A 21,152-nucleotide genomic window follows, 5' to 3' on the forward strand; every position below is an offset into this window, starting at 1 on the left:
TAAGACGATCCACTGGAAGGGCATGGACTGGGTATGCTATGATCTGCGTCAGAATCCATAAATGCCCGTCAGGGCATTAAGACCCATCCGGCGATACAGGTATACCGCCATTTTGGCCTCCCGTCAGAATCCATAAATGCCCGTCAGGGCATTAAGACTCTTACGTAAATCGGATCAGCGGACTTACGCATACTCGTTTTGTCAGAATCCATAAATGCCCGTCAGGGCATTAAGACCCCTCGCCGAAGCCACGCTTACAGGTAATATTGGCGTACAGGTCAGAATCCATAAATGCCCGTCAGGGCATTAAGACTCAGCGTGACAAGGTTTTTCATCAGGCCAAAATACGTCAGAATCCATAAATGCCCGTCAGGGCATTAAGACCAATTAGCCGACAGACAACCAGTCCTTAGACTTCGATGATTTTGTCAGAATCCATAAATGCCCGTCAGGGCATTAAGACTCTGCATCAAGCAAAGATAACCAGAGATAATCTCGTGTCAGTCAGAATCCATAAATGCCCGTCAGGGCATTAAGACGTTGCTGTCCGTAGCGCCCTTGACTCGTACGTCAGTCAGAATCCATAAATGCCCGTCAGGGCATTAAGACGCGAGCCACGGCATTCAGCAGTGTGACAATATCACTTTTGTCAGAATCCATAAATGCCCGTCAGGGCATTAAGACCTTATCACTATTCGAGTTCTCGATACATCTTGGTCAGAATCCATAAATGCCTGTCAGGGCATTAAGACTCTAAAGACCTGTAATTCGCGATCCGTCCTGTGATTTGTCAGAATCCATAAATGCCCGTCAGGGCATTAAGACTCTATAAGTGGTGGTGATTATGTCGAAAACAGTAAACGGAGTTATCATGCACGATTCAGATGAGGATGCGGACTGGCTCCATTATGCCTTCCCAAAATGGCATCAAGAAGAGCTCGAAATCCATGAAGAGCTAGCAAGGAAATACGCGCAAGAGCTGGAAGAGCAGGAGCCACCTGAAGAGTTACAGCAGGAGTAAGTCAGAATCCATAAATGCCCGTCGGGGGATGATGACGGGTAAAGCGCCGCCTGTGCCTGAAGGCAAGTATGGGGGGTATGCATCTGCCTCAGAACCCATCATTGAACAGAAGGATGGCACGCCAGAACCGTCCGGGGCCCTTTCAAAAGGGCGAAGGCCGCGAGGGGACTGGCGCGCTACCGCCCCGAAAGGAGTACAATTGCCGGGAGGGGGCATATCATACAAACCGAGGAGTACATGGGCATGTCTGAATCGGAACTGCTTTCACTGGTGCTGGTCTTACGCCCCGAGGCCGCCCCGGGGCGCGCTTTACCCGCCTGGTGGGGGGCGGCGGCACATGCGCTGTTGCTTTCGGCAGTGCGCCAGGTGAACCCTGAGCTGGCCGCGCGCCTGCACGATGAACAGGGGCCGCGCCCGTTTACCGTCTCTACCCTGATGGGTGCGGGGGCGCACCGCGCACTCGACCCCTCACGCCTGTACACCCTGCGTTTCACGGCGCTTCAGGCAGAGGTGACCCTGGCCCTGCGGGAGGCCTCTGCGGCGGGCGGCCCGCTGGCCCCCGGCGCCCGGCTGGAGCTGGATTACCTGCCCTTTGTGGTGGAACAGGTGTTTTTTACCTCTGACGGGCACCCCTGGGCGGGCGAGGGTTCATACCGCCAGCTGATGAGCGCGCACCTGGTTCAACCGGCCCCGCCGCGCAGGCTGCGCCTGCGCCTGGCCAGCCCCACGGGTTTCCGTTCGGCCGAGAAACAACAGCCCTTCCCCCTGCCCGAACTGGTTTTTGGCAGTCTGCTGGAGCGCTGGAACAGTTTTTCGCCGATGGCTTTCCCGGCTGAGGTGCGCCGTTTTGCCGCCGAGTGCCTGGGGGTTTCGGCATTTAACCTCAGCACGCGCAGTGCCCGGCTTAAGGATAGTGGTTTGCGCATCGGTTGTGTGGGCGAAGTGACCTTCACCGCACTGCATTACGACCGCTACTGGATGAACGTGCTTCACACCCTGGCAGCGTATGCGTTCTTTAGCGGGGTGGGGGCTTCCACACCGCTGGGTTTTGGTCAGGCCAGCCCCGGGCCTGTGCTGCCGGTTGAAGAGGCGCCCGAGTGAGAAAACTGCCCCTTTTTTGCCCCCCCGGCGGGGCGATTTTCGTTTAAAATGCAGAGCACGGGTTCTTATCCAGCCCCGTGAAACCGAATGCGGGCGTATGAGGGGCGATCATCCATTCAGGAGGTACCATGCAATCTTCAGAGAGTCGGGCGCCGCGGCGCAGCGGGTGGGCTTACCTCTGGGTGAGCCTGCGCGGTTTTTTCATGGGCGCCGCCGACGTGGTTCCCGGGGTTTCGGGCGGGACGATTGCCCTGCTTTCGGGCATCTACGATGAACTTCTGGAGGCCATCCATGCGGTGGATGGAAAGTTCGTAAAACGGCTCCTCTCATTCCGCTGGCGCGAGGCGCTGGGGGCTTTCCCGTGGAAGTTTCTCCTGGCGCTGGCGGCAGGGATTGGCCTGGCGGTGTTCACGCTGGGCAGGGTGTTGCACGCACTGCTGGATACGCACCCTGAAAGAGTCTGGGCGTTTTTCTTCGGGCTGGTGGCGGCTTCAGCCGTGGTGGTGGTGCGGCGGGTGCGCCGATTGACCCTGGCAGGGCTGGCGGGCATGGTTCTGTCGGCTGTGGGGGCGTACCTGTTGCTGGGGCTGGCTCCGGCTCGCACGCCCGATGAGCCCTGGTTCTTTTTTGTGAGCGGCTCGCTGGCGGTCTGCGCCATGATTTTACCGGGCATCTCAGGGGCGCTGGTGCTGGTTTTGCTGGGCAAGTATGAACCCGTTCTGCGGGCTGTCCTGCATCTGGATTTTTCCACCCTGGGGCTGGTGGCCCTGGGGGGAATGATGGGTTTGCTCAGCTTTGCCCGGCTTCTGCGCTGGTTGCTCTGGCGCTTTCATGATGTGACAGTAGCCTGCCTGGCGGGTTTCATGCTGGGGTCACTGCGGAAAATCTGGCCGTGGAAAGAAGCCCCCGCCGAACTGGAAGGGGGCGCGGACGCCTGGATGGTCAACCGGTTGCCCGCTGAATGGAGCCCTGAAGTGGGGCTGACGCTGGCGCTCATGGTCGTGGGATTCCTGCTGGTGGTGGGTATCGAGCTGGCGGGGTGGCGCCTCAGGGCGCGCGGGTAACCTGCCGGGCCTTCTTCCGCCCGGGTGGGGAAGGTAACCTGACCGCGGGTTTGTGGTTCGCGGATCGGCGGGTGTGAAGGCCGCCATTCGAGGTTGCAGATGGATTCATTCCTGGGAACCGAAACGCTCATCATCGAACTGCTGCTCATCGCCTCGCTGGTGGCAATTGTGGTGCGGCGCCTGCAGGTGCCCTACACGGTGGCGCTGGTGGTGGTGGGCCTGCTCCTCACCGCGCAGACGGCCTTTCGTTTTGAGCTGACGCCAGAGTTGATCCTGGCGTTGTTCGTCCCGCCGCTGGTGTTTGAGGGGGCGTTTCACCTGCGCTTTAACGAACTGCGCAATAACCTGGCGATAATCCTGTTGTTTGCTGTGCCGGGGGTGGTGCTCACCACCCTGCTGGTGGGCGGGGTGCTCTCGCTGGGGCTGGAGATGAGCCTGCCGCTGGCACTGGTCTTCGGGTCGCTCATCGCGGCAACCGACCCCGTGGCCGTGGTGGCGATGTTCCGTACCCTGGGCATTCCCAAGCGCCTGGCGGTGCTGGTAGAAGGGGAAAGCCTGCTCAACGATGGCACCGCGCTGGTGGTTTTCCATTTGATGCTGGGCATCGCTGTCAGCGGTGCGTTCAACCCGCTGAAGAGCCTGGTGGATTTTGTGCAGGTTTCGGTGGGCGGGGTGATCGTGGGGCTGGTGCTGGGGTGGGCGCTTTCACGGGTGATTGCGCGCATTGATGATTACCTGATCGAAATCACCCTTACCACCGTGATGGCGTATGGCTCTTACCTGCTGGCCGAGCAGTTTCACTTCAGCGGGGTGCTGGCTGTGGTGGCGGCGGGGCTGGTGTGCGGCAACATTGGCCCGCAGGGGATGAGCCCCACCACGCGCATCGTGCTTTTCAATTTCTGGGAATATATGACCTTCCTGGTGAACTCGCTGGTGTTTCTGCTCATCGGGCTTGAGGTCGACCTGCCCGCTCTGCTGGCGGCGTGGCGGCCGATCCTCTGGGCGGTGGGGGCGGTGCTTCTGGCGCGGGTGCTGGTCATTTACGGGCTGAGCCTGTTCACCCGCCGTATGAAAGACCCCCTGCCCCTGCGCTGGCAGCACGTGCTGACCTGGGGCGGCCTGCGCGGTGCACTCGGCCTGGCGCTGGCGCTCAGTTTACCGGCCTCGTTCGGCGAGGACCGGTTCCTCATTCGCACCATGGCGTTTGGGGTGGTGCTTTTTACACTGCTTGTGCAGGCGACCACCATCCGCCCGCTCATCCGCTGGCTGAAGATCGCCACACACAGCCGGGCGCAATCGGAGTATGAAAAGCGCCATGCCCGCCTGACGGCCCTGCGCGCTTCGGAACGCCATCTCCAGCGTCTGGTTCAGGAAGGGCTGATCTCTCTGCATACCTGGGAAGCTTTACGCCCCCGTCTGGAAGAACAGAATGCCATGCTCGCCGATGCCCTGCGCGAAATTCTTAGGGTGGAGCCTGCGCTGCAAACCGAAGAGGTAGAGACTGCACGGAGAGAGATTCTCCGTTCTCAGCGCAGTGCGTTGATGGGGCTGCGGCGAGACGGGGTGATCTCGGAAGACACGTTTGAAGAACTGGTGGCCGAGGTCGATGCCATGCTCACGGAAGATCAGAATCCGTTCTGGCTGGTGCCGATAGAGTCTCTGCCAGAGCGGTTGCGCCGGGGTTTGACCGACCAGGCTGAAGTGGTGGAGGTGGCGATTGAAGAAGGCGCCGCCTGTGCCGAAAGGCTGGTGCGTGAGGTGGCCTGGCCGCCAAACCTGGTGCTGGTCAGCCTGCGCCGCGGCAATGAGGTGATCATCCCGCGGGGGAGCACCCCGCTGCGAGCCGGAGACTGGCTTACCATGGTGGGAGAACCGCAGGCCCTGAACATGGGCCGCCGGTTGTGCCAGGAAAGAACCGATGGAGGCAACATCGACGCATGAATACGCATCGCTGGTCGTCTGCACGCTGGGGGGTGCTTGCTCTGGCTACCCTCACCAACACCCTGGTGGTGGCGGCACCGGGTATGGTGATGCCGGTGCTCTTTGCCGAAATCTCGGCCGATCTCAACCTCAGCCTGGTACAGCTGGGGGCAGTCTGGGGGATCAGTTCCCTGCCCATGGTGGTCACCTCGCTGGCAGGCGGGGCTGTGGGGGATCGTTTTGGCCCGCGGCGGGTGCTGGTAGCTTCCTGCCTGCTGGCAGGGGTTGCCGGGGCAATGCGGGGGCTTTCGGGAGGGTTCGTGGCGCTGGTGCTCACCATGTTCCTCTTCGGGGCCGTTGGGCCGATGATCACGATGAACAACCTGAAGTTTAGCGGCATGTGGTTCCCGCGTGAACAGCTTGGACTGGCAAGCGGTTTTCTATCACTGGGGATGGCGCTGGGGTTTTTCCTGGGTTCCCTGCTGGGGGCCACGGTGCTTTCGCCGTGGCTGGGTGGCTGGCGGATGGTGATGTTTTTCTTCGGGGCTGTGGCGCTCGGGCTGGTGCTTCCCTGGCTTTTCATCCCCGACCCTCAGCCGCACCCGGACATAGCCGCCGCCCCGCAGGGAAGCTTTTCTTTGCGTGAGGGGGTGGCGCATGTGGCGCGCCTGCGGGCGATCTGGCTTTTTGGGCTGGCCCTCTTTGGGGTGAGTGGTTGCCTGCAGGGGGCACTGGGTTACCTGCCGCTGTATTTGCGCGGGCAGGGTTGGTCTCCGGCCAGTGCTGATGGGGCGCTGGCAGCCTTTCATTCCGTCAGCATGGCGTTTGTGATCCCCATTGCCCTGGGGTCTGACCGGCTGGGCGAGCGCCGACGGGTGCTGATTACCGCCGGGCTGATGATGACGGCAGGGGTGGCTTTGCTTTCGGCGGCGGATGGCTTCTGGGTGTGGCTGGCGGTCTGCCTGGCGGGCATTGTGCGCGATGGCTTCATGGCGGTCTTTCTCACCTCGGTGATTGAGACGAAGGGGGTGGGGCTGGCCTATGCAGGCACGGCTACGGGGCTGGTGATGGTGTTTTCGGCCCTGGGGAACCTGGTGGCGCCGCCCATCGGCAACAGCCTGGCGGGGGTGTCGCCGGGGCTGCCGTTTGCCTTCTTGGCCGGGTTGATGACTCTGGGAGTGATCAGCCTGGTTGTCAATCGGCCAGACCGGGGGCGAGGAGAAGTCTAGCAGAGATCATAAAAAAAGAGGAGGAAAACATTCATGGCAGCGTACGTGGTGGTTGAGGTAGAAGTTAAAGATGCAGCGCTTTATGAGCAGTATAAGCCTCTGGCGGCGGCTGCGGTGGCCGCTTACGGCGGCAGGTACCTGGCACGGGGCGGAAAAACCGTGCTGCTGGAAGGCGAGAAAGAGCCAGAGCGGCTGGTGATCCTGGAATTTGAAAGTGTGGAGCGGGCGCTGGCATGGTGGAATTCGCCGGAGTACGCTGAGGCAAAGAAAATGCGCCAGGCGGCCTCTCACACGCGCATGGTCGTGCTGGAGGGCCTCGGCGCTTGATCTCTGGGGGGTGAGGGGTTACAGCAGGTGGCTGAGGACGATGCGGATGCCGATGCCGTTGAGGAGCAGGCCGCCGAGAATCTCCATGCGCTTGCCAAAATGCACCCCAAGCGTATTGCCGGTAAGCAGACCCACCACCGAAAGCACCAGCGAGACCACCCCGATGAGCAGGCTGGCGCTGAGAATATGCACCTGAAGCATGGCAAAGCTCAACCCTACGGCCATGGCATCGATGCTGGTGGCGATGCAGATCATCATCAATGACAGGCCGCGGGTGGGGTTGGGTGATTGTTCTTCCACCTGCTGATTAACCCCCGAAAGGATCATCCGGATGCCTACAAAGCTGAGGAGGATCAACGCGATCCAGTGGTCGAAGCTGGCGATGAGGCTGGCAATGGTCGAGCCCGCCAGCCAGCCCAGCAGAGTCATCAACCCCTGAAACAGCCCGGAATGGAAGGCAATGCGGAAGATGGGCCGGAAGCTGTTGGCCTTGCGGCTGGTGCCGATTCCCAGGGAAACGGCGAAGACATCCATGGCCAGACCAATGGCAATGATGAAAATCGAGAATGTACCCATAGCTCCTTCTCATAAAAAAAGACCACCCGGGCGAAAACCCTGGTGGTCTGGCTGATCCGGTGAGGTGGACGGACTGCCGGGAGGAACTCCGTGATTGTCGACAGCCCACCTGCGAGTTGCAGGCAGCTACTCCCCGCCATTGAGGGTAATTTTATGCTGAAATGCCAGAAACCGGCCAGTAATAAAAGTCACTTTGGGAAGGTAAAGGTCGTCGTGATGGCTGAAGGATCAAGTGCAGGAGGATGAACCGCATCTCCAATTTCAGGTGCATTTTCTTTGGACAAGCCGCAGGTTGGGGGGGACACAAACCCGATTTTCGGATAAAATAGATAATAATGAACAGGTTGTCGGTTGCGGTCGGGAGGTTTTCCCCCGGCTTGTCCGGGATGGGAGGTAGACATGCGTGATTTGACACAGGAAATTCTCGAGTTGATTCGCTTCACATCCACCAATTTACCGGAAGATGTGGAGAAAGCGTTGCGTGAAGCCTATGCGCGTGAAGAGCCCGGTTCGGCGGCGCACGGAGCGCTGGAAACCATTCTGGCTAATGTTGAGATGACGCGCCGCAATTCGACGCCCATTTGCCAGGACACGGGCACGCCCATTTTCTTTGTGTGCTATCCCGAAGGCTGGAGCCCGCGCCGCCTGCGCGAGCAGATCAAAGAGGCGGTAGCGCTGGCCACCCGGAAGAATTATCTGCGCCCCAATGCGGTGGATTCACTGAGCGGCAAGAATACTGGCGACAATCTGGGTGACCAGCACTTCCCGGTTATTCACTTTGAGGAGTGCGATGGGGAGGAGCTGACGATTGAGTTAATGCTGAAGGGCGGCGGGTGTGAAAACGTGGGACGGCAATATTCCCTGCCTGATAACACCATCAAAGCCGGGCGTGATCTGGAGGGGGTGCGCCGGGCCGCACTGGATGCCGTGTGGCAGGCGCAGGGTGAGGGGTGCGCTCCAGGATTCCTGGGAATTTCCATCGGCGGCGACCGGGGAACTTCATACATCGCGTCGAAGGAAGCCCTGTTGCGCCGGGTGGATGACGCCAACCCTAACCCTGAACTGGCCGATCTGGAAGAGCGCATCACCCGCGAGGCCAACCAGCTGGGGATTGGCCCGATGGGCTTTGGAGGGAAGGCGACCGTGCTGGGAACGAAAATTACCACCACACATCGCCTGCCCGCGTCGTTTTTCGTGACAGTTTCGTATATGTGCTGGGCCTACCGGCGACGCAAAATGACCGTGCGTGGCGAGCAGGTGACCTATGAATAAACGGGAGGTATTATGGCAATCAGATTGACCATTCCCATATCTGATGATTCCATTCGCAGTTTAAAGGTGGGGCAATCGGTGTTGCTCTCTGGCATTATGCTAACCGGGCGTGATGCTGCCCACAAATGGATCGTGGATACGTTTATTAAGAAAACGCGCCCGCCTCAGGGAGATGATCTGGAGGTCTTCCAGGCGATTCAACCGTTGCTCAACGGCGGGATCATTTATCACTGCGGGCCGGTGGTGGCCGGGTTGGATACCGGGCATTACCGCTTTGTGGCCGCCGGGCCTACCACGAGCATTCGTGAAGAACCCTATCAGGGCGATGTGATGCGCCTCTTTAACCTCAAAGGTGTGATCGGCAAGGGCGGAATGGGCGAACAGACTTTGCGTGCGTGCCAGGAAGTACCGGCGGTGTATTTCCACGCCATTGGAGGGGCGGCCTCGCTCATCGCTCAGACGGTTCAAAGGGTACTCGGGGTATACAAGCTGGAATTCGGTGTGCCTGAGGCGATGTGGGTCATCGAAGTGAAGGACTTCCCGGCGGTGGTGACCATGGATGCCCAGGGCAACAGCCTGCACGAGAAGGTGCGCCAGGAGTCGAACGCCATTCTTGAGAATCTCCTCGCCTGAGAAGGATCGAGCGAACCGTTATGCCGGGTTGGGGGTTTTTTCAGTAGGATCCACAGCGTGGATCAGGGCTTTGATTGGCGGAGGTGTGGTATGTTCATGCGCATTTTTCGAGCCAGAGTACGCCCCGGAAAACACGAAGAATTTAAAAAGGCGTTGGAGATTCTTGCCCTGCCCAATATTCAGCACCGGAAGGGCATGGTGGCATTTTACCCGGGCCAGCCCACCCATGGTAACCCCGATGAGTTCATCCTGGTGACTATCTGGCGAGATGCCGAGCTGGCTCAAAAGTATTCCAGAGATGCCGACTGGGCACGGGCGATTATTCCCCCCGAGGTTCTGCCGTTGATTCAGGAATTTCACGTGCATACGTATCAGGCTTTTGGCGTCTCGGAGCAGTCACCCCAGCCCCTTTTTCAGACCCTCTGAGGGGGTTTTTCCGGAGCAGGAGGATGCTCAAAAACCGCGATCACCCATCGCGGTTTTTTTATTTGAGAGATAGAACTGCCGGGTCAGTTCTACAGGAGGTGTTTTATAATGAGGCCGCACCTGCCACAAGGAACAACGCGTGTGCAATTCGGGCATGGGCATGGGGCATGAATGGCAAATACTTTGAGGATTCTCACCTGGAATTGTCAGGGGGCTTTTCGCAAGAAGTACCCTCTGGTGGCAGAGCTGGCTCCGGATGTGGCCGTGATTCAGGAATGTGAACACCCCGATCGGCTTCTCTGGAAGCAGGGAACTCCGCCAAAGGCGATGGTGTGGTTTGGCGAATCACCCGCGCGCGGGCTGGGGGTTTTTTCATGGGGCGAGCTGGAGCTGCGTGTAGCAGAGGAGTACGATCCCGGTATTCGGCATTGTGTCCCGGTGGAGGTGTGTGCTCCGTATGCCTTTCATCTTGTTGCGGTGTGGGCCAAGGGGCATGTCGACAGCCGCCTCAGCTATTCCGGGCAGGTCTATCAGGGGGTGGCTGCCTACCGCGATTTCATTCTGGAAGCCGACACGGTCTTCCTGGGAGACTTTAACAGCAATTTCCATTCCACACCGTCCACGAGGATCGGTAATCATGTCACATTGAACAATGCCCTGCGAGACCTGGGGATGATCAGTGCGTATCATTACGCCTTTCAGGAACCTCAGGGTCGCGAACGCCAGGCCACGTATTATCAGGGGCGCAAGCTGGAACGGCCATACCACATTGACTACCTGTACATTCCCACCCGCTGGATGCGGCGGCTGAGGCGGGTGGAGGTGGGCGCTCCTCAGCCCTGGCTGGAGTACAGCGATCATTGCCCGCTGTGGGTGGATTTCGCTCCCGTCGCCAGCGACCATGTGGTGTAGAGCTTCTTTTGCAAGAAAAAACCACAGGAGCAAACTTTGCCCCTGTGGTTACTTTGTTTTTACAGACCCTTACGAGATTCTTCAGGAGGCGGCCAGGAGGGGTTTTCTTAGGCGGCCTGGCCAGGTGGTCACCAGGAGAATGCCGAAGTAGCCCAGGTAGGCGATGGTTTCGGTGAGCGAAGGATTGCCGTTGTAGCCAAACAGAGTTTTGAGGGTGTCGCCCACAAAGGATTGTTCAGGGAGGAGGGGGTTGATGTCGTAAACCGGATCCATGAGAGCCGGAATCCATCCCAGTTCGTTGAATTCGTGCACGGCGTGGCCTACCAGCCCGGCGGCAAAGAGAATCAGGAGGATGCTGGTGACAGTGAAAAATTGTTGCAGGTTGAGGCGGCGCGAGCCGTTGAACATCATCCACCCAAGGAATGCGGCCCCGGCCAATCCCAGCAAAGCGCCCACAACCGTCTGCAGCGGGCTGGAGGCAAAGCGGGTGGCCAGGAGGAAGAGGGCCAGCTCCACTCCTTCGCGGAATACGGCCAGAAAAGCCAGGGCGAAGAGGGCGCGCTGACCGTTCTGCCCTACGGCCTGGCTGGTTTTCTCTTCCAGTTCTTTCTTCAGGTGACGGCTCTGATGCCTCATCCAGAAGATCATCCACGTCAGTACACCGGCGGCCAGGAGCATGGTGAATCCTTCAAAGATCTGTTCGCCTGCTCCTTCCAGCTCGGCGCCGATGAGGTTAAGCACCAGCGCAACCAGAAAACTACCGCCAACGGCCACAGCCGCTCCGCGCCAGACGGCGGACTTGAGGGCCGGCCGATTCATCTTATGAAGGGCGCCGAGGACAATCCCGATGATGAGGGCGGCTTCTAACCCTTCACGCAACGCCAGTAAAAAACTGGGGATCATAAAGGTGACTCCTGTGAAAAAGATGGATGTAAAATCAAGCTGACCGCCGGATGAGCTGATGATCAGGCGCGCAGAGGCCACTTCTGGAAAGGAGCTCCAGCCGGTTGTGGTCTGTTTGTTAGTATAAGCTAACAATTGGCATTAGTATATATATTGATTTTTATATTGTCAACCCTGAATAATTTGGGATAGAAGGCAAAAACTGTCAAAAAAATTTGACTCTCCCGCAGTGGAACAGTGGCCGGAGGATACAATTTTTAATATAAGGAGGTGGAGGATGGATGAGCTTGAGCATGTGCTGGCGGTGCAGGATGAACTGGGTGAAGGGCCCGTCTGGGATGCCGCAGGCCAGGTGCTCTACTGGGTGGATATTGAGCGCGGGCTGATTCACCAGTTCCATCCATCGAGCGGCGCGCACCGGGTGATGAAGGTGGGTAAAAAGGTGGGGTCGCTGGCTTTGAGGGAGAGCGGTGGTATGGTGCTGGCCACAGAGGCGGGTTTTGCTTTCTGGAATGAGGGGGAACAGGGTCTGCGGTTTATTGGCGACCCCGAAGCCCATAAGCCGCACACCCGTTTCAACGACGGGGCCGCTGACCGGCTTGGGCGTTTCTGGGCCGGAACGATGGGAGACTCCTACAGTAACCATCTGTACCGTCTCGATCCTGATCTTTCCATTCACGTCATGGAAAGCGGGATTGACATCTCGAATGGTATTGGCTGGAGCCCCGATAACCGTGTGATGTATTATACCGATTCATCACCGGGGATCATTTATGCTTACGACTTTGACCTGGAAAGCGGTGAAATTTCAAACCGGCGGGTGTGGGTGGAGCGATCGGGACGCCCCGGTGTGCCCGATGGCCTGACGGTAGATTGTGAGGGGTTTGTATGGAGCGCCTGCTGGGATGGATGGTGCGTGGAACGTTACGATCCGCAGGGGAAACTGGAGCGCACCATTCAAATGCCGGTGCCACGTCCTACCAGTGTCATGTTCGGCGGGCCGGACTTGAACGTGCTCTATATTACCTCGGCGCGTACCGGGCTGAGTGAAGCCGTGTTGAGCCAGAGTCCGCTTTCTGGTGACCTTTTCTGCCTGCAACCCGGTGTGAAGGGGCTGCCCGAGCCGAGGTTTGCGGGTTAACTCTCATTCCCTTAATCAGGAGGTTTTTCCATGAAATTTACCGACGGTTACTGGCAAATACGTCCGGGGATTACACCCCACTGGCCGGTACATGTCCATGAGGTGATTGTTGAACCCGGAGGGCTTACGGTTTACGGCCCCACCCGGCGGTTGAATCACCGCGGAGATACGCTCAACCAGGCACTGCTCACCGTGCAGATCTCGTCGCCCATGCCGAATGTGATCAGGGTGAAGCTGTTTCACAATAAAGGGGTGCGGCCGCGCAGACCAGAATTTGAATTAAAGCCCCAGCCGCAACACGAGGTGGTGGTCCGCGATGACGCTCAGGCGGCCACGTTAACCAGCGGCCGTCTAACCGTGCGGGTAGAGAAGGCCGGTGACTGGCGCATCGATTTCATGGATGGCGACCGGGTGATCACCTCCAGCGGCTGGCGGGGAATGGGCATCATGGATACGCCGGACGGGCGGTTTATCACCGAGCAACTCAACCTGGGGGTGGGGGAATGTGTTTACGGGCTGGGAGAGCGTTTCACGGCTTTTGTGAAGAACGGGCAGGTGGTTGACCTTTGGAACGAAGACGGAGGCACCAGCAGTGAACAGGCCTACAAGAATGTTCCTTTTTACATGACCAATCGGGGGTACGGGGTGTTCATCAACCACCCTGAGCGGGTTTCACTGGAGGTGGCGTCTGAAAAGGTGGAGCGGGTGCAATTCAGTGTGCCGGGAGAGTCGCTGGAATACTTTTTAATCTACGGGCCTACCCCCAGAGAGGTGCTGGAACGCTACACGGCCCTCACCGGGCGCCCGGCGCTCCCGCCGGCCTGGTCGTTCGGGCTCTGGCTGACGACTTCTTTCACCACCAGTTACGATGAACAGACGGTGAACGAGTTTATTCAGGGCATGGCCGAGCGGAAGATCCCATTGCACGTGTTCCATTATGATTGCTTCTGGATGAAGGAGTTCCACTGGGTTAATTTTGAGTGGGATCGGCGAGTCTTCCCCGACCCGGAAGGGATGCTCCGCCGGTTGAAGGAGCGGGGGTTGCGAATCTGTGTGTGGATCAACCCCTACATTGCCCAGCGATCTGCTCTTTTTGATGAAGGGATGGAGAAGGGGTATCTTCTCAAACGACCGAATGGCGATGTCTGGCAGTGGGATATGTGGCAATCGGGGATGGCGCTGGTAGATTTTACCAACCCCGAGGCGCGCCGCTGGTATGGCGACAAATTGCGAGCCCTGCTCGACATGGGGGTAGATTGTTTCAAGACGGATTTTGGGGAACGTATCCCAACGGATGTGGTGTATTTTGATGGGTCTGATCCACAGCGGATGCACAACTACTATTCGTATCTTTACAATCGGACGGTTTTTGAGGTGTTAGAGGAGAAACGGGGGAAAGGCGAGGCCGTGGTGTTCGCTCGATCCGCCACCAGCGGGGGGCAGCAGTTCCCGGTGCACTGGGGCGGTGATAGCACGGCGACGTTCGAATCCATGGCTGAAAGCCTGCGCGGTGGTCTATCGCTCTGCCTTTCCGGCTTCAGTTTTTGGAGTCATGATATTGGAGGGTTTGAACAGACCGCTCCGGCATCGGTGTACAAGCGCTGGTGTGCGTTCGGGTTGCTCTCTTCGCATAGCCGGTTGCATGGAAGCAGCTCGTACCGCGTGCCGTGGCTCTTCGATGAAGAGGCAGTGGATGTGCTGCGCTTCTTTACGAACCTCAAATGCCGGTTAATGCCTTATCTCTTTGAGATGGCACGCGTGGCGCATGAGACCGGGGTTCCAATGATGCGCGCCATGCTGGTTGAATTCCCCGACGATCCCGCCTGCGATACCCTCGACCGACAGTACATGCTGGGTGAGAATCTGCTCGTGGCGCCGGTCTTTACTGCGGAGGGAACGGTCGATTATTATCTGCCTGCCGGGCGATGGACGCACTTCCTCACCGGCGAGGTGGTGGAAGGCGGACGCTGGGTGCGCGAACAGCATGGATTTCTCAGCCTGCCGCTTCTGGTGCGTCCGAATTCGGTGCTTGCAGTGGGTGCAAATGACCAGAAGCCCGATTACGATTATGCCGATGGGGTCACCTTGCACATCTTCGAACTGGGAGAAGGTGCCGCGGCCATGGCGCGTGTACCGACCGTGCAGGGAGGCACAGCTTTCACCGTTCGAGTGAGCCGGGAGGGGGAACGAATAGAGGTCATCATGGAGGGTGACGCCCGCAATTGGAGTGTGTTGCTGCGCGGGATCAGACAACTTCAGAGTGTGGTGGGCGGAACTGCCTCTGTGGAGGAACTGGGGGTGCGGGTGACGCCCGGGAGTGGTGTACGCCGGTTGTCTCTCTTTCTTTAAAACCGGGAAGCAAGCCTGAAATTCACAGGCCAGCAGGGTTCATCCCTGCTGGCCTGTTGGATTGCGGGAGGGGAAAGACTTCAGGAGGTAACCGGCTGGTTTTGCCAGGTCTCACCTTCTTTCAGTAGCTTTACAGGAATATCCAGGCCGGCCTCAAGCAGCCGCCGGATATAACCCTGAGGTGTTTGACCGGTACGCAGCAAGGGGAGACGCATATCCAGCCCCAGGTGCACTGGAATGACCAGACGGGGAGCAAGATCGCGGGTAGCCAGCACTGCTTCCCGCTCATTCATGGTCATGGGTGGGCGATACGTTGTGACGGGTATGAGGGCTACGTCGAGTGCAAACCGATCCCCGATCTGCTTCATGAAGGGAGCATAAAAGGTATCACCCGCGAAGTAAATTTGCAATCCTTCAGCGCGTATCACGAAGCCAACGGTTGGCACCAGATGAACGGCCGGGACGGCATGAATTTCGATCTCGCCGAGAGAGACGCTTTGCCAGGGGCGCAGACCCACCACATGGCGGCCACCGTAGAGGCGGGTTTCCCAGGCGGTAAGGTGCGGGGCAAAGATGGGAGTCTGGCCAGGGAGCAGCCGGAAGAAGTGCCGATCAATATGGTCCCAGTGGTTGTGCGAAACGAGCACGGCATCTACCTCACGCAGGGCCTCGGGCGGGCGGGCAGGGGGCGACAGGCGCATGTAAAAGGGGTTCCCTCTGGGTCCAAAGTAGGGGTCCGTGAGAATACGCGCCCCGGCGGCTTCGATCAGGAGAGTGTTATGGCCAATCAGGGTTATTTTCATCGCAGGTGAACCTGTTCAAAGAATCCCGTCTTCTTCACCAGTCCACCACTGAACCGTCATCAGGGTGGTAAGACTGGGGGTTGGTCCATTCATGGCCTATTTTATCGGCCAGGGCTTCTTCATCCAGCTCAATCCCCAGCCCGGGGCCTGTGGGCAGATCGATACAGCCATCTTTAATCACAAAGGGTTGTTTGAGGTAGCCTTCCCCCAGAGATACCTGTTCCTGGGCTAAAAAGTTAGGGATGGTGGCGTCAAGTTGCAGGCAGGCTGCCAGCGAGATGGGCCCCAGCGGGTTGTGCGGGGCCACAGCGGCATAGTAGGCTTCGGCCATTCCGGCGATGATGTGTACTTCGTGAATGCCACCCGCGTGGCACAGGTCGGGTTGGAGGATGGAGACGGCGCGTTTCTCTAATAGTTCACGGAAGCCCCACTTGGTGAAGACTCGTTCCCCGGCAGCGATGGGCAGATGGGTACTGCGGGCAAGGTCGGCCAGCACATCCACATTCTGGCATTGAACGGGTTCCTCAATGAACATGGGCTGGAAGGGTTCAAGGGCTTTGATTAATACTTTGGAGGTCTGAGGCGGAATGGCACCATGGAAATCTATGGCGATATCTATCTCGGGGCCGGCGGCTTCGCGGAGGGCGGCAAAATTAGCCACAGCCCGGTCGATAAAGCCCTTTGTTTCTACAATCCGGGCAGGGCGCCCGCCAAAGACACCGGTTTTAAAGGCGTTGAAGCCCCGGGCGGCAAGTTGACGGATGGTTTCGGGGTTGCCGCCAGCGTGGGCGTAAACGCGGATGCGCTCACGGGTGGGGCCGCCAAAGAGTTTATACACGGGTTGACCGTAATATTTCCCGGTGAGATCCCAGAGGGCCTGTTCTACCCCGCTCAGAGCGCTGGTGAGGATGGGGCCACCGCGGTAAAAGGCATGGCGATACATAGCCTGCCAGTGATGGATCACCCGGGTGGGGTCTTGCCCAAGGAGATAGGGTTCCAGTTCGGCTACGGCCTGCGCGCAGGTGAGGGCGCGGCCTTCGAGAATGGGCTCACCCAGCCCCACCAGGCCTTCATCGGTGTGAATTTTCAGAAAGAGCCAGCGCGGTTTAACCAGGAAGGTTTCCAGTTTGGTAATTTTCATAAAGGAACTCCTCAAGTTCGGGAAAGTAGCCAGAGAGGCCGTCAGGTGCAGAGGTACCTGCGAAATGCACCGTGGTTAAGTGTAGCTCGAATTCTAAAAATGGGGTAACCGGTGCGATCCGGTGGTTGCGGGTTTATGCTACACTACGAGAAAACGGTTGACCCTGAGCAGTCGGAGGAGGTTGGTATGGCGGCATTACGTTTGGGGATTGTGGGTGCGGGTTTTGTGGCTCATTTTCATGTGCGCGCGTTAATGCAGATGCGCGGCTTCGAGGTGGCGGGGATCGTTTCGCCTCATCGCGCAGGCAAACTGGCCGAGGTGGTGCGGCAGAACGACCTTGGAGAAGCCAGGGTGTTTTCGAGCCTGAGTGAGATGGCGCACCAGGTGGATGTGGTAGCACTCTTTGCCCCCAATTATTTACGGGTGGAGATGGTAGAAGAACTGGTGGATGCCGTACGGAAGGGAGCTCCCCTAAAAGGGGTGATTTGCGAGAAGCCCCTTGCCCGTAATCTGAAAGAGGCACGGCGGGTGGTGGACTTGATCGAATCGGTGGGTTTAAAAAATGCTTACTTTGAGAACCAGATTTTCATGAAGCCCATTCAGGCGCAACGTTTGCAGCTGGCACCTTTACAGGAGCAAATGGGCCCTCTTTCACTGGTGCGTTCGGCTGAAGAACATGGCGGCCCGCATGAAGCGTGGTTCTGGGATCCAACCCGGCAAGGGGGAGGGGTGCTGAGCGACATGGGGTGCCACAGTATTGCCGCAGGCTGGTACTGCCTGACGCCTGTGGGTAAACCGGTGACGTTTTTACAGCCAGTTTCGGTGATGGCCGACTGTGCCCTGCTTAAATGGGGGCGCCCGGAATGGCGTGAGCGGTTGTTGCGTGAACGAGGGGTGGATTACGCCAGAACCCCCGCGGAAGATTTTGCCACCGGCATGGTGACCTTCCGTAACCCGGAGACCGGGCAGATGGTAAAGGCTCAGTTTACCAATTCGTGGATGTTTGAGAAGCAAGGGTTACGCCTGATGATGGATGGGATGGGGCCGGGATATGCTTTTGAGATCAACACTTTACAATCGCCGTTGAACCTGTTCATCGGGGATGTTGCCGCTGAGGCGGTAGCGAACGCCGAGCTGGCGCTGGAGAAAGCCACTGCTTCACGCGGACTGCTGGCCGTGCAATATAATGAGCCTGATCTCTACGGCTATACGGATGAAAACGTGGATGCCGCACAGGCCTTCAGAGAAGGGCGGAATGGTATGCTGACCTGGCGTTATGGGCTGGAGATCACCCGGCTGGTGATGGCGGCTTATCTATCGGCGGAACGAAAACAAACCATCGATTTAACGGATCCCGTGATTCAGGCCGAGCTGGAAACCTATATTCCGCTTATTCAGCAGGGACGCGGGGCTGAACTCCTTTATTAAGACCCGGTTTCATGGAAGGAAGGGAAATGGTGTTGCCAGTTACCCTTTCCCTTCTCAGGATTCCATGGCCAATCGCAGGGCTGTCTGCCAGGGGGGCAGGCGCAGGCCGAAGGTAAGTTCGAATTTACTACAATCGAGGGCCGAAAAGAGCGGGCGCTGCGCCGGGGTGGGGAAGTCGGCTGTGCAGGCTGGAAGGATGCGCTGTGCCTGCCGCAATTCAGGGTGAGGATCGCAGGCGATGATTTCCTGCGCCCACTCGTAACGGCTGGCGTGGCCGCTCCCGGCCAGGTGATAAATGCCGTGATGTTCCTGGAGCCAGCTGGTGGGGTCTTCCTCACCGCGGGCCAGCACCTGTGCGGTTATTTCAGCCAGGGCACGTGCCCAGGTTGGATTGCTCACCTGGTCCGAAACCACCCTGAGCTCTGGCTGACGGCGTGCCCATTCCAGGACTTTCCCTACGAAACTATCGCGACGGGTGGAATATACCCAGGCCGTGCGCAGAATGAGGGCCGGGCAACCTGACTGGAGAATGGCCTGTTCCCCTTCCAGTTTGGTCTGGCCGTAGACGTTGAGGGGGCGGGGGGCGTCGGCTTCGACGTAGGGAGAGCCTTTGGTTCCGTCAAAGACAAAGTCGGTGGAGAAGTGAATCAGTGCGGCACCACAGCGGCGGGCGGCCTCAGCCAGGGCGGCGGGGGCTTCAGTGTTGATCAGGCGTGCCAGTTCGGGTTCACTCTCGGCCCTGTCTACCTGGGTGTAGGCGGCGGCATTGTAAATCACCTGCGGGCAGTGTTGTTGAACCACTTCCGCAAGGGTGGCGGGTTTCGTGAAATCCACTTCGGGGTAATCGAAGGAATAAACCTCGCCCAGGGTAGACAGAGAACGCTGAGCTTCCCAGCCAAGCTGGCCGGTTTTTCCGAGGAGAAGAATGCGCATCATTTTCCGGGTCGCTCCTCCAGCAGGCCGAGCAGGTATTTTCCATAACCGTTTCCGGCGTATTTACTGGCCTCTTTACGCAAACCGGCCTCGTCGATGTATCCCATGCGGTAGGCAATTTCTTCAGGGCAGGAGATCATCATGCCCTGCCGGTCTTCAACCGCCTGTACGAAATTGGCCGCCTGAAGCAGGGATTCATGAGTACCGGCGTCCAGCCAGGCCACTCCGCGCCCCAGCAGCATCACTCGCAGCTGGCCGCGTTCCAGGTAAATGCGGTTGAGATCGGTGATCTCCAGTTCACCGCGCGCTGAGGGTTTGAGGTTCGCGGCCAGCTCCACCACCTGCTGGTCGTAGAAGTAAATGCCCGGCACAGCAAAATGAGAGCGGGGATGAGCGGGTTTTTCTTCAATGCTGAGGGCCCGCCCGTGTTCGTCGAACTCCACCACCCCGTAACGTTCGGGGTCGCGCACGGTGTAGGCGAAGATGACCGCACCCGACTGCAATTTGGCGGCTTCACGCAGAGTATTCGGCAGCCCATGCCCGTAGAAGATGTTGTCTCCCAGAATCAGACAGACAGGTTCATTCTGGATGAAGTCACGACCGATGATGAAGGACTCGGCCAGGCCACGTGGTTCGGGCTGTTCGGCGTAGCTGAACTCGACTCCCCACTGGTGGCCGTTCCCCAGAAGGCGCCGAAAAACGGGCAGATCTTCGGGAGTGCTGATCACCAGAATCTCTCGAATGCCAGCCAGCATCAGCATCGAGAGAGGATAATAAATCATGGGCTTATCATAGACGGGCAAGAGCTGTTTGCTCACGCCCAGGGTCAGCGGGTAGAGGCGAGTGCCTTTCCCTCCAGCAAGAATGATCCCTCTCATGGGTTCCCTCCACGTTGTGCGTAATTGCGTTCCAACCATTTCTGGAGATCGGAGCCTTTGCGGACAGCTTCAATCCAGTCCGGATGATCGAGGTACCAGCGCACCGTCTCAAGGAGACCGGTGGTCAGGCTCATCCGCGGGCGCCATCCCAGCTCATGACCGATCTTGGTAATATCCATGGCATAACGACGATCATGCCCGGGACGGTCTTGTACGAAGCGGATGAGGTTACGGTGAGGTCGGTGGGGCGAAGTCGGTGCCAGTTCGTCGAGGATATCACACAGGGTGTGGACGACCTCCAGGTTGGTGGGCTGGTTCCCCCCTCCAATATTGTAAGTCTCACCGGATTGACCGCCTGTAACCACCCGCCAGATTGCCTCACAGTGATCGACAACGTACAGCCAATCGCGTACTTGCTTCCCATCCCCGTAGACGGGCAGGTCTTTTCCATGAAGCGCGTTGAGGATCATCAGGGGGATCAATTTTTCAGGATACTGGTAAGGGCCGTAATTGTTGGAGCAATTGGAAAGGGTTACCGGCAGGCCATAGGTGTGATGATAAGCCCGAACGAGGTGATCGCTGGCGGCTTTGCTCGCCGAATAGGGTGAACGCGGAGCATAAGGGGTTGATTCGGTAAAGGCCGGGTCTTCAGGTGCCAGGGAACCAAACACCTCGTCAGTAGAAACGTGATGAAAGCGCACCTGCTCAATGGGCACGGTTTTTTCGGTGAGCCAGGCCTGACGGGCGGCTTCCAGGAGGGTGAATGTGCCGATGATATTGGTTTGAATGAACTGACCTGGCCCAAGGATGGAACGATCGACGTGCGATTCGGCAGCGAAGTGAACCACGGTGTCGATGGCGTATTCATGGAAGAGCCGATCGACCAGGGGGCGGTCGCAGATATCTCCGTGGATGAAATGGTGCCTGGCGGGGTCGGGAAGATCGTTCAGGTTTTCCAGACTGCCCGCATAGGTGAGGGCATCCAGGTTGATAATGGTCACTTCCGGGTCGGTTTGCAATAAATACCGTACAAAATTCGACCCGATGAAACCGGCACCGCCGGTGACGAGGACCTGTTTAGGCATTGGTTACCTC

At 58.4% G+C, this 21,152-nt stretch carries 20 protein-coding genes and 1 CRISPR repeat array (1 of these 21 cut by a window edge); of the genes, 13 read left to right on the forward strand and 7 right to left on the reverse strand.

What is annotated here, in order from left to right; all coding sequences use genetic code 11:
• A CRISPR array of direct repeats spans positions 1–825; the repeat unit is 36 nt; unit sequence GTCAGAATCCATAAATGCCCGTCAGGGCATTAAGAC; it begins 253 nt to the left of the window's first position.
• Between the two features lie 46 nt (positions 826–871).
• From ATHL_RS18700 to ATHL_RS01070, 6 genes are all read left to right on the forward strand, one after another.
• Positions 872–1,021 (forward strand): hypothetical protein, encoded by a 150-nt coding sequence (locus ATHL_RS18700; RefSeq protein ID WP_162787534.1) that lies wholly within the window; start codon positions 872–874, stop codon positions 1,019–1,021.
• Between the two features lie 243 nt (positions 1,022–1,264).
• A complete protein-coding gene (gene cas6 / locus ATHL_RS01050; protein WP_062188876.1) occupies positions 1,265–2,122 on the forward strand; it encodes a CRISPR system precrRNA processing endoribonuclease RAMP protein Cas6 in 858 nt (285 codons plus the stop codon).
• A gap of 128 nt (positions 2,123–2,250) precedes the next feature.
• Positions 2,251–3,186 (forward strand): DUF368 domain-containing protein, encoded by a 936-nt coding sequence (locus ATHL_RS01055; protein WP_201797916.1) that lies wholly within the window; start codon positions 2,251–2,253, stop codon positions 3,184–3,186.
• A 99-nt stretch (positions 3,187–3,285) separates the two neighbouring features.
• On the forward strand, positions 3,286–5,127 hold the full coding sequence (locus ATHL_RS01060; protein WP_062188878.1) for a Na+/H+ antiporter: 1,842 nt from the start codon (positions 3,286–3,288) through the stop codon (positions 5,125–5,127).
• A complete protein-coding gene (locus ATHL_RS01065; RefSeq protein ID WP_062188880.1) occupies positions 5,124–6,335 on the forward strand; it encodes an MFS transporter in 1,212 nt (403 codons plus the stop codon). The genes ATHL_RS01060 and ATHL_RS01065 overlap by 4 nt, the downstream gene beginning before the upstream one ends.
• 33 nt (positions 6,336–6,368) lie before the next feature.
• Positions 6,369–6,662, forward strand: a complete 294-nt coding sequence (locus ATHL_RS01070) for a DUF1330 domain-containing protein (RefSeq protein WP_062188883.1) — start codon at positions 6,369–6,371, stop codon at positions 6,660–6,662.
• 18 nt (positions 6,663–6,680) lie between these two features.
• On the opposite strand, the gene ATHL_RS01075 is transcribed toward ATHL_RS01070, so the two are convergent.
• A complete protein-coding gene (locus ATHL_RS01075) occupies positions 6,681–7,238 on the reverse strand; it encodes a manganese efflux pump MntP (protein ID WP_062188886.1) in 558 nt (185 codons plus the stop codon).
• A gap of 399 nt (positions 7,239–7,637) precedes the next feature.
• Here ATHL_RS01075 and ATHL_RS19060 point away from each other — a divergent pair, with 399 nt between their 5' ends.
• From ATHL_RS19060 to ATHL_RS01090, 4 genes are all read left to right on the forward strand, one after another.
• Entirely contained in the window at positions 7,638–8,510 is an 873-nt protein-coding gene (locus ATHL_RS19060; RefSeq protein ID WP_062188888.1) for a fumarate hydratase, read from the forward strand.
• Between the two features lie 12 nt (positions 8,511–8,522).
• The gene (locus ATHL_RS19065; protein WP_062188890.1) at positions 8,523–9,143 is read left to right on the forward strand and encodes a FumA C-terminus/TtdB family hydratase beta subunit; all 621 of its coding nucleotides are present in this window, start codon (positions 8,523–8,525) and stop codon (positions 9,141–9,143) included.
• A 90-nt stretch (positions 9,144–9,233) separates the two neighbouring features.
• The gene (locus tag ATHL_RS01085; RefSeq protein ID WP_062188892.1) at positions 9,234–9,569 is read left to right on the forward strand and encodes a putative quinol monooxygenase; all 336 of its coding nucleotides are present in this window, start codon (positions 9,234–9,236) and stop codon (positions 9,567–9,569) included.
• A 171-nt stretch (positions 9,570–9,740) separates the two neighbouring features.
• Positions 9,741–10,481, forward strand: coding sequence for an endonuclease/exonuclease/phosphatase family protein (locus ATHL_RS01090; protein ID WP_062188894.1), 741 nt, complete (start codon positions 9,741–9,743; stop codon positions 10,479–10,481).
• A gap of 81 nt (positions 10,482–10,562) precedes the next feature.
• On the opposite strand, the gene ATHL_RS01095 is transcribed toward ATHL_RS01090, so the two are convergent.
• Positions 10,563–11,384: an FTR1 family iron permease gene (locus ATHL_RS01095; RefSeq protein WP_162787535.1), complete on the reverse strand. Its 822-nt coding sequence runs from the start codon at positions 11,382–11,384 to the stop codon at positions 10,563–10,565.
• 277 nt (positions 11,385–11,661) lie between these two features.
• On the opposite strand from ATHL_RS01095, the gene ATHL_RS01100 reads away from it, so the two are divergent.
• Both ATHL_RS01100 and yicI read left to right on the forward strand, forming a co-directional pair.
• The gene (locus ATHL_RS01100; RefSeq protein ID WP_062188898.1) at positions 11,662–12,525 is read left to right on the forward strand and encodes an SMP-30/gluconolactonase/LRE family protein; all 864 of its coding nucleotides are present in this window, start codon (positions 11,662–11,664) and stop codon (positions 12,523–12,525) included.
• Positions 12,526–12,555: 30 nt separating this feature from the next.
• Positions 12,556–14,874: an alpha-xylosidase gene (yicI, locus tag ATHL_RS01105; protein ID WP_062188900.1), complete on the forward strand. Its 2,319-nt coding sequence runs from the start codon at positions 12,556–12,558 to the stop codon at positions 14,872–14,874.
• 80 nt (positions 14,875–14,954) lie between these two features.
• On the opposite strand, the gene ATHL_RS01110 is transcribed toward yicI, so the two are convergent.
• Complete coding sequence (locus tag ATHL_RS01110; RefSeq protein WP_062188902.1) at positions 14,955–15,677, reverse strand: MBL fold metallo-hydrolase; 723 nt, start codon at positions 15,675–15,677, stop codon at positions 14,955–14,957.
• A 34-nt stretch (positions 15,678–15,711) separates the two neighbouring features.
• Positions 15,712–16,818: a galactonate dehydratase gene (dgoD, locus tag ATHL_RS01115; protein WP_062188904.1), complete on the reverse strand. Its 1,107-nt coding sequence runs from the start codon at positions 16,816–16,818 to the stop codon at positions 15,712–15,714.
• 186 nt (positions 16,819–17,004) lie between these two features.
• Here dgoD and ATHL_RS01120 point away from each other — a divergent pair, with 186 nt between their 5' ends.
• The gene (locus ATHL_RS01120; protein WP_062188906.1) at positions 17,005–18,246 is read left to right on the forward strand and encodes a Gfo/Idh/MocA family protein; all 1,242 of its coding nucleotides are present in this window, start codon (positions 17,005–17,007) and stop codon (positions 18,244–18,246) included.
• A gap of 54 nt (positions 18,247–18,300) precedes the next feature.
• On the opposite strand, the gene rfbD is transcribed toward ATHL_RS01120, so the two are convergent.
• Genes rfbD through rfbB form a run of 3 tightly spaced genes read right to left on the reverse strand, consistent with a single transcriptional unit; the run spans position 18,301 to position 21,142 of the window.
• Positions 18,301–19,182, reverse strand: coding sequence for a dTDP-4-dehydrorhamnose reductase (rfbD, locus tag ATHL_RS01125; protein WP_062188908.1), 882 nt, complete (start codon positions 19,180–19,182; stop codon positions 18,301–18,303).
• Positions 19,179–20,057, reverse strand: coding sequence for a glucose-1-phosphate thymidylyltransferase RfbA (gene rfbA, locus ATHL_RS01130; protein ID WP_062188910.1), 879 nt, complete (start codon positions 20,055–20,057; stop codon positions 19,179–19,181). The genes rfbD and rfbA overlap by 4 nt, the downstream gene beginning before the upstream one ends.
• Complete coding sequence (gene rfbB / locus ATHL_RS01135) at positions 20,054–21,142, reverse strand: dTDP-glucose 4,6-dehydratase (protein ID WP_062188912.1); 1,089 nt, start codon at positions 21,140–21,142, stop codon at positions 20,054–20,056. Before rfbB ends, rfbA begins: the two co-directional genes overlap by 4 nt.
• Positions 21,143–21,152: the final 10 nt, after the last annotated feature.

Origin of the sequence: Anaerolinea thermolimosa, assembly GCF_001050195.2 — a bacterium.
GTDB classification, from domain to species: domain Bacteria; phylum Chloroflexota; class Anaerolineae; order Anaerolineales; family Anaerolineaceae; genus Anaerolinea; species Anaerolinea thermolimosa.